The 7,845-nt window shown below is 72.2% G+C and carries 7 protein-coding genes; 3 read left to right on the forward strand and 4 right to left on the reverse strand.

Features of this window, described 5'->3' with window-relative positions:
• Positions 1-80: 80 nt before the first annotated feature.
• The 3 genes from V5O40_RS27450 to rsgA all read right to left on the reverse strand — a co-directional run bounded on the left by V5O40_RS27450 (position 81) and on the right by rsgA (position 4,996).
• The gene (locus tag V5O40_RS27450) at positions 81-557 is read right to left on the reverse strand and encodes a Rieske (2Fe-2S) protein (protein ID WP_332908141.1); all 477 of its coding nucleotides are present in this window, start codon (positions 555-557) and stop codon (positions 81-83) included.
• Between the two features lie 183 nt (positions 558-740).
• Positions 741-3,683 (reverse strand): excinuclease ABC subunit UvrA, encoded by a 2,943-nt coding sequence (uvrA, locus tag V5O40_RS27455; RefSeq protein ID WP_332908142.1) that lies wholly within the window; start codon positions 3,681-3,683, stop codon positions 741-743.
• 269 nt (positions 3,684-3,952) lie between these two features.
• Positions 3,953-4,996: a ribosome small subunit-dependent GTPase A gene (rsgA, locus tag V5O40_RS27460; protein WP_332908143.1), complete on the reverse strand. Its 1,044-nt coding sequence runs from the start codon at positions 4,994-4,996 to the stop codon at positions 3,953-3,955.
• Between the two features lie 241 nt (positions 4,997-5,237).
• Between rsgA and V5O40_RS27465 the strand changes: the two genes are divergently transcribed.
• Together V5O40_RS27465 and V5O40_RS27470 are read left to right on the forward strand one after the other, a co-directional pair.
• Entirely contained in the window at positions 5,238-5,954 is a 717-nt protein-coding gene (locus tag V5O40_RS27465; protein ID WP_332908144.1) for a maleylpyruvate isomerase family mycothiol-dependent enzyme, read from the forward strand.
• Positions 5,955-5,960: 6 nt separating this feature from the next.
• Positions 5,961-6,614, forward strand: a complete 654-nt coding sequence (locus tag V5O40_RS27470) for an MBL fold metallo-hydrolase (RefSeq protein WP_332908145.1) — start codon at positions 5,961-5,963, stop codon at positions 6,612-6,614.
• Positions 6,615-6,650: 36 nt separating this feature from the next.
• Here the strand turns inward: V5O40_RS27470 and V5O40_RS27475 are convergent, their stop codons facing one another.
• On the reverse strand, positions 6,651-7,259 hold the full coding sequence (locus V5O40_RS27475; RefSeq protein ID WP_332908146.1) for a DedA family protein: 609 nt from the start codon (positions 7,257-7,259) through the stop codon (positions 6,651-6,653).
• 234 nt (positions 7,260-7,493) lie between these two features.
• Between V5O40_RS27475 and V5O40_RS27480 the strand changes: the two genes are divergently transcribed.
• The gene (locus V5O40_RS27480; RefSeq protein WP_164448301.1) at positions 7,494-7,697 is read left to right on the forward strand and encodes a cold-shock protein; all 204 of its coding nucleotides are present in this window, start codon (positions 7,494-7,496) and stop codon (positions 7,695-7,697) included.
• The last annotated feature ends 148 nt before the right edge of the window (positions 7,698-7,845 follow it).

Raw genomic sequence — 7,845 nt, forward strand, 5'->3', positions numbered from 1 at the left:
TGTGGGGGCTCCCCCCCGGGGGGGGGGGGGGGCCCGGCCGCCCCCCCCCCCCCCCCCCCCCCGACCGTCGCACGGCCGACTCAGGCCAACGCGATCTGATCGCCGTCGACCTTGATGTCCTTGGCCGGTAGCGGGGTGGTGGCCGGACCGGCCTTGACGGAGCCGTCCTCGATGGAGAACTTGCTGCCGTGGCAGGTGCAGTTGATGGTGCCGCCGTCGACGTTCGACACCGGGCAGCCCTGATGGGTGCAGACCGGGTCGAACCCCTTGAACTCCCCCGCGGTGGGTTGGGTGATCACCACGCCCTGGGCGGCGAAGACCGCGCCGCCGCCGACCGGGATGTCGGTCGTGCGGGCCAGTGACTGGGCACCCTCCCGGTCCCCGCCACCGGCGTCACCGGTGTTGGTGATCTGCGGCCCCGGGCTCGGTGCCGCACCGCCGTCGTCCTCACCGCCGCAGGCGGCCAGCACCGCCGCCGCGCCGACCGCCCCCGCCCCCGCGAGCAGGGCCCGGCGGGTACGCACGTCAGGCCCGGCCGGCACCTGCTCCCCGCTCATGCCAGTGCTCCGTTGCGCTCGCTCATGCCTCGCCCCTCCGTCGGTGACTCCGGTGCATGATCTGTGGCTACTTTCCCCTACACGCACCACTCTGCCGGTCGGTTCACCCGATCGGCCACCCGGGTGGACCAGCGGGGATCGTCAGGCACCCCACCGGCCACCCGTCCACCCTCGACCGGTCGGTCAGCGCACGGCGGTGGCGGCCTTGCGGCCACCGCGAGCCCGGCCACCGTTGGCCTTCGCCGCCCGGGCGGTGGCCGCCACGGCACCCTTAGCCGCGCCGTCGAGCTTGAGGACGGTACGCAGGAACTGCCCGGTGTGGCTCTCGGCGACCTCGGCGACCTCCTCCGGGCTGCCGGTGGCGAGCACGGTGCCGCCCCGGTGGCCGCCCTCGGGACCCATGTCGATGAGCCAGTCCGCGCTCTTGATCACGTCCAGGTTGTGCTCGATCGTGATGACCGTGTTGCCCTTGTCGACCAGCCCCTCCAGCACCAGCAGCAGCTTGCGGATGTCCTCGAAGTGCAGGCCGGTCGTCGGCTCGTCGAGCACGTAGACCGTCCGCCCGGTCGAACGCTTCTGCAACTCCGAGGCGAGCTTGACCCGCTGCGCCTCGCCGCCGGAGAGGGTCGGCGCGGGCTGCCCCAGCCGGACGTAGCCCAACCCCACGTCGACGAGCGTCTTGAGGTGCCGGTGGATGGCCGGGATGGCGGAGAAGAACTCGGCCGCCTCCTCGATCGGCATCTCCAGCACGTCGGAGACGGTCTTGCCCTTGTAGTGCACCTCCAGGGTCTCCCGGTTGTACCGGGCGCCCTTGCAGACCTCGCACGGCACGTACACGTCGGGCAGGAAGTTCATCTCGATCTTGATGGTGCCGTCACCGGAGCACGCCTCGCAGCGACCGCCCTTGACGTTGAACGAGAACCGTCCGGGGCCGTACCCACGGACCTTGGCCTCGGTGGTCTCGGCGAACAACTTGCGCACGTGGTCCCAGACGCCGGTGTAGGTGGCCGGGTTGGATCGCGGGGTGCGGCCGATCGGGGACTGGTCGACACCGACGACCTTGTCGACGTGCTCCAGGCCGGAGACCCGGGTGTGCCGGCCCGGCACCAGCCGCGCGCCGTTGATCTGGTTGGCCAGCACCGCGTACAGGATGTCGTTGACCAGGGTCGACTTGCCCGAGCCGCTGACCCCGGTCACGGCGATCAACTGGCCGAGCGGGAAGCCCACCGTCAGGTTGCGCAGGTTGTGCTCGCGGGCCCCGTGCACCACCAGCTCCCGCCCGGGGGTCTGCGGGCGACGGCCCTTGGGCGTCGGGATCTCCCGCCGGCCGGACAGGTACGCCCCGGTCAGTGACTCGGCATTCTCCAGCAGCGCCGGCACCGAGCCGCTGTGCACGATCCGGCCGCCGTGCTCGCCCGCACCGGGACCGATGTCCACGATCCAGTCGGCGGTGCGGATGGTGTCCTCGTCGTGCTCGACCACGATCAGCGTGTTGCCCAGGCCGCGCAGCCGCACCAGCGTCTCGATCAGCCGGTGGTTGTCCCGCTGGTGCAGGCCGATCGACGGCTCGTCGAGCACGTACAGCACGCCGACCAGACCGGAGCCGATCTGGGTGGCCAGCCGGATGCGCTGCGCCTCACCGCCGGACAGGGTGCCGGCCGGGCGGTCCAGGGAGAGGTAGTCCAGCCCGACGTCGAGCAGGAAGCGCAGCCGGGCGTTGATCTCCTTGAGCACCCGCTCGGCGATCAGCTTCTGCCGGTCGGTCAGCTCGATGCCGGCCAGCAGGTCGGCGCACTCGCCGACCGACAGGTTGCATACCTCGGCGATGCTGCGCCCGGCCAGGGTGACCGCGAGCACCTCGGGCTTGAGCCGGGCGCCACCGCAGGCCGCGCAGGGCACGTCGCGCATGTAGCCCTCGTACTTCTCCCGCGACCACTCGCTCTCGGTGTCGGAGTGCCGGCGCTCGATCCACTGCACCACGCCCTCGAAGCCGGTGTAGTACGAGCGCTCCCGGCCGTACTTGTTGCGGTAGCGCACGTGGACCTGGTCGTCGGAGCCGTGCAGGATGGTCTTCTGCGCCCGCGACGGCAACGCCCGCCACGGTGTGTCGACGTCGAAGTGCTCGGCCTCGCCGAGCGCCTCCAGCAGGCGGAGGAAGTATTCCAGGTTGTGCCCGGTCGCCCAGGGCTGGATCGCACCCTCACGCAGGCTGCGCTCCGGGTCGGGAACGACCAGTTCCGGGTCGACCTCCTTCTTGGTGCCGAGGCCGGTGCACTCCGGGCAGGCGCCGTAGGGCGCGTTGAAGGAGAAGACCCGGGGCTCCAGGTCCTCGATCGCCAGGGGGTGGTCGTTGGGGCAGGCCAGGTGCTCGGAGTAGCGCCGCTCCCGGTCGGGGTCGTCCTCGGCCAGGTCGACGAAGTCGAGCAGGACCAGACCACCGGAGAGCCCCAGCGCCGCCTCGACCGAGTCGGTCAGCCGCTGCTTGGCGCTGGGCTTGACGCTGAGCCGGTCGATCACCACCTCGATGGTGTGCTTCTCCTGCTTCTTCAGCTTCGGCGGGTCGGTGAGCTGGTGCACCACCCCGTCGACCCGGGCCCGGGCGTACCCCTTGGCCTGGAGTTCGGCGAACAGGTCGACGTACTCGCCCTTGCGGCCCCGCACCACCGGCGCGAGCACCATGAAGCGGGTGCCCTCGGCCATGGCGAGCACCCGGTCGACGATCTGCTGCGGGCTCTGCCGGGAGATCCGCTCGCCGCAGACCGGGCAGTGCGGTTCGCCGACCCGGGCGAAGAGCAGCCGCAGGTAGTCGTAGACCTCGGTGATCGTGCCGACGGTGGAGCGGGGATTGCGCGAGGTGGACTTCTGGTCGATGGAGACGGCCGGGCTCAGGCCCTCGATGAAGTCGACGTCCGGCTTGTCCATCTGGCCGAGGAACTGCCGGGCGTACGACGACAGCGACTCGACGTACCGGCGCTGCCCCTCGGCGAAGATCGTGTCGAAGGCCAGGCTCGACTTGCCCGACCCGGACAGCCCGGTGAACACGATGAGGGCGTCCCGGGGCAGGTCGAGGCTGACGTCACGCAGGTTGTGCTCGCGTGCGCCACGGATGATCAAACGGTCGGCCACGGTCCGTGTACTCCCGGGTGAGAACGTAGAGGAAGATCTGTCCGCTTTTGCGGTGAACCCAGCGGTTGTGTCGGCGCGGAGAGTGCGCCCCGGCAACTGTAGACCCGCCCTCCGACAACTTTCCCCACCGCGCGCGTCCCACCCACCGACCTCCCCACCCCGCCCCCACCCACCTGCGCCGATCATGCAGTTCTGGCACCTGACAAGACGGGCAAACCGCCCGGTACCGACAACCACAACTGCATGATCGCGCCCGGATGGGGGTGGGGTCAGTGGGGGTGGGGGGTACGGCGGGTGGTGCGCGACACGCGGGTGGGGCGGGTGGCGCGGCGACGGGTCTCGTGGTTGATCTCCCGCTGCAGCCGGCGCCAGTTCTCGTAGCGGCGGGCGGTCAGCACTCCGTCGTCGAGTGCCGCGCGCACCGCGCAGCCGGGTTCGGCCTCGTGCCCGCAGTCGCCGTACCGGCAGTCGGCGGCCAGGTCGGCGATGTCGGCGAAGGCCCGGTCGAGCCCGGCCGCGCCGTCGAGCAGGCCGACGGCCCGCACCCCGGGCGTGTCCACCACGGCACCCCCGCCCGGCAGCGGCACCAACGCCCGCCAGGTGGTGGTGTGCCGACCCTTGCCGTCCACCCGGCGGATCGCCTGGGTGGGCATCACCACCGCCGAGGCGAGCGCGTTGACCAGGCTCGACTTGCCGGCGCCGGAGGGACCGAGCAGCCCGAGGGTGCGGCCCGCACCGACCTCGGCGCGCAGCGCCGCCAGCCCGGTGCCGCGCTCGGCACTGACCGGCAGCACCGGCACGCCGGGCGCGAGGGCCGCGAGCTGCCGCGCCACCGCCGCCGGATCGGCCGCCAGGTCGGTCTTGGTCAGCACCATGAGCGGCCGGGCACCGGACTCGTGGACCAGCGAGAGCAGTCGCTCGATACGGGCGGCGTCCGGTGCCGGGTGCACCGGCTCCACCACGGCCACCACGTCCAGGTTGGCGGCCAGCAGTTGACCACCGGCGTCCTTACCGGCGGTGCGCCGGATCAACGCGGTACGGCGGGGCAGCACCGCCTGCACCGTCGTCCGCCCGTCGGGCCAGGCGCACAACAGCACCCAGTCGCCCACGCCGGGCAGCCGGGTGGCGTCGCCGACGGCGGCGGCCAGCAGGGCTCCGCCGGTCGAGGCGCGCACCGGCCCGTCCTCGGTGAGCACGGTGCAGACGCCCCGGTCGACGCGGGCCACCCGGCCGGGACGGTTGTCGGTACGGATGCGTCGCAGCTGTGCCGCCCGGTCGGTGTCCCAGCCCAGGGCGGTCAACGAGATGGTCATGGCTCCTCGTTCAGTGTCGGTGCGGGTGATACACGGGTGCGGTGACCGGCATGACGACCACCACCTCCTCCGCTCCGGCGCCGCGCACGAACCTGGTCGACCCCGCCGGTGACCGGACCACGAGACAGCGGTGCAGCGTCCGGGCCGAGGGGGTCGCTGCACAGACGGTAGGTCGGGCCGCGCCACGCCGGAAGTGAATTCCCCGGCGACGCGGTGGGCGCGGGCCACTAGGGTCAGCACCGTGACACTGGATCCGCTGCTGCTGACCGGCGACGTGGACGACGCCACGGCGCGTCTGCTGCGGACGGCGGCCACCTTCGACGCCGCCGATCTCGCCGCGCCGTCCCTGCTCGCGGGGTGGAGCCGAGGACATGTGCTCACCCATGTCTGCCGCAATGCCGACGGCTTCGTCAACCTGCTCACCTCGGCGCGAACCGGCGAGCGGATCCCGATGTACGCCAGCGCCGCCGCCCGGACCGCCGACATCGAGGCGGGTGCCGCGCGTGCGTCCGAGGAGCACCTGGACGACCTGCGGCGCAGCGCGGACCGGTTCGCCGAGGCCGTCGCCGCGATGCCGGTGTCGGCGTGGGGTGCCAGCGTGGAGACCCGGCACGGCTCGCGGCCGGCGGCCCTGCTCGTCTGGAGCCGGCTGCGGGAACTGGAGGTCCACCACGTCGACCTGGCCGCCGGATACCGGCACACGGACTGGTCGCCGGACTTCGGTCACCGACTGCTGCACGAGGTGACCAGCGGCTTCGCCGACCGCGGCGACGTACCGGCGATGGTGCTGCGCTTCGACGGCGGCGGCCACGAACTGGTGCTCGGCGATCGGGTGCAGGCACCGGTCGTCGCGGGCTCGGCCGCCGAACTCGCCGCGTGGCTGACCGGTCGCGACCCCGGCACGACCCTGACCGTCACCCCCGACGGACAGCTGCCCCGCCCACCCGAATGGATCTAGGAAGCCATGACCTACAGCGGAGAAGTCACCCCCGGCGGTCCGCCGGCGGTACGCGAACTCGACCGGCTGACCATCACCAAGGTGTCGGTCGGTCCGATGGACAACAACGCGTACCTGCTGCGCTGCGGCAGCACCGGTGAGCAGGTGCTGATCGACGCCGCCAACGAGGCGCCCCGCCTGCTGGAGCTGGTCGGCGACGCGGGCCTCGCCGCGGTGGTGACCACCCATCAGCACATGGACCACTGGGTCGGGCTGGAGGAGGTGGTGGCCAAGACCGGCGCCCGCGCGCTGGTGCACGCCGACGACGCGGAGGGGCTGCCGATCGAGGCGCAGACCCTCACCGACGGCGACGTGGTGCCGGTCGGCGACTGCGCCCTTGAGGTCATCCACGTCCGGGGCCACACCCCGGGCTCGGTGGCGTTGCTCTACCGCGACCCCGCCGGCGTGCCGCACCTGTTCACCGGCGACAGTCTCTTCCCCGGTGGGGTCGGCAACACCGACCAGGACCCGCAGCGGTTCGCCGCGCTGATCGACGATGTCGAGCACAAGCTGTTCGACCGGCTGCCCGACGAGACCTGGTTCTACCCCGGGCACGGCCGGGACTCGACGCTCGGCGCGGAACGCCCCCACCTGGCCGAGTGGCGCGCCCGCGGCTGGTGACCGCCGGACCGGGACGGCCGTGCGGACGGGACGGAGTCAGCGGGTGACGGCGCGCAACCGTCGCCGGGTGCCGAGCAGCACCAGGGCCGCCAGCAGCAGTCCGCCGGCCATGGTCACCAGCAGTGGACTCGCGCCGGCGGGCAGCAGCCCGGCCAGTGTCCGCGACGCGGTACCCACCACCAGGTAGAGGCCGGTCCAGCCGGTGGCACCGAGCGCCGCGAACCCGAGAAACCGCCGGTACGACATGCGCAGCCCGCCCGCGGCCAGCGGCAGCAGCGCGTTGAACACCGGCAGGAAGGGCGCGATCAGCACCAGTCGGCCGCCGTCGCGGCGCAGGATGCCCTCCGCCGCCGCCCATCGCGTCTCGCCGACCCACCCGCCGAAGCGGCTGTGCCGCAGTCGGTCGCCCCACAGGCGGCCGACGAGGAAGCTCAGCGACCAGCCGGTGAGGCAGCCGGTGACCACGGCGACGAAGGTCGCCAGCCCGGTGGTGGGGGTGCCGACCGCCACGGCGGCGAGCACCGCCACGTCACCGGGCACCAGGACCCCGAACAGCGGCACCGCGTCGAAGAGCATGACCACCCCGAGCACCGCCATCAGCGCCACCACGGGAAGCTCTCCGACCTGGGCCAACTGGTCCATCATGTCTCGTACGCTAGGGCCTGTCCGCCACCGCGGACATCGGGTTTCCTCCCCTATCTCGCGACGGCGCCCCTGAGGGTGAACCCCGATCCCGCGCCGCGTCGGCGCCATCCGCCGCATCACCTGAGGCGCTTCGCCCGGCAAATCCGCTATTCACCGGTTACTGTCGGGAAGGTATTGGGCGATCACCGGCGAACAAGCCAGCGGTCGCCCGCATGGAACAGGGAGAGAGTACGCATGGCAACCGGCACCGTGAAGTGGTTCAACTCCGAAAAGGGCTTCGGCTTCATCGAGCAGGACGGCGGAGGGCCCGACGTCTTCGTGCACTACTCGGCCATCCAGTCCAGCGGATACCGCGAGCTGGGTGAGGGCCAGAAGGTCGAGTTCGACGTGACCCAGGGGCAGAAGGGCCCGCAGGCGGACAACGTCCGTCCGCTCTGACCCGCCCGGTCCCGCGGGGCTGATCGCACGGCGGTGAGTGGCGGCCGGTACCGGCCGCCACTCGTCGGGGCGTCCCCCCACGCCCCCAGCCGCCGACGCCCCTCACAGACCACCAGTTCCGCCCCCGTGGGCGGCAACGCGGCCGCGA

The organism is Micromonospora palythoicola (assembly GCF_036689795.1).
In the GTDB taxonomy this organism is placed as follows: domain Bacteria; phylum Actinomycetota; class Actinomycetes; order Mycobacteriales; family Micromonosporaceae; genus Micromonospora; species Micromonospora palythoicola.

Coding starts and splice junctions, on each gene's coding strand:
- V5O40_RS27450 (WP_332908141.1), bottom strand. CDS start 557: ATGAGCGGGGAGCAGGTGCCGGCCGGGCCTGACGTGCGTACCCGCCGG.
- rsgA (WP_332908143.1), bottom strand. CDS start 4,996: ATGACCATCTCGTTGACCGCCCTGGGCTGGGACACCGACCGGGCGGCA.
- V5O40_RS27470 (WP_332908145.1), top strand. CDS start 5,961: ATGACCTACAGCGGAGAAGTCACCCCCGGCGGTCCGCCGGCGGTACGC.
- V5O40_RS27475 (WP_332908146.1), bottom strand. CDS start 7,259: ATGATGGACCAGTTGGCCCAGGTCGGAGAGCTTCCCGTGGTGGCGCTG.
- V5O40_RS27480 (WP_164448301.1), top strand. CDS start 7,494: ATGGCAACCGGCACCGTGAAGTGGTTCAACTCCGAAAAGGGCTTCGGC.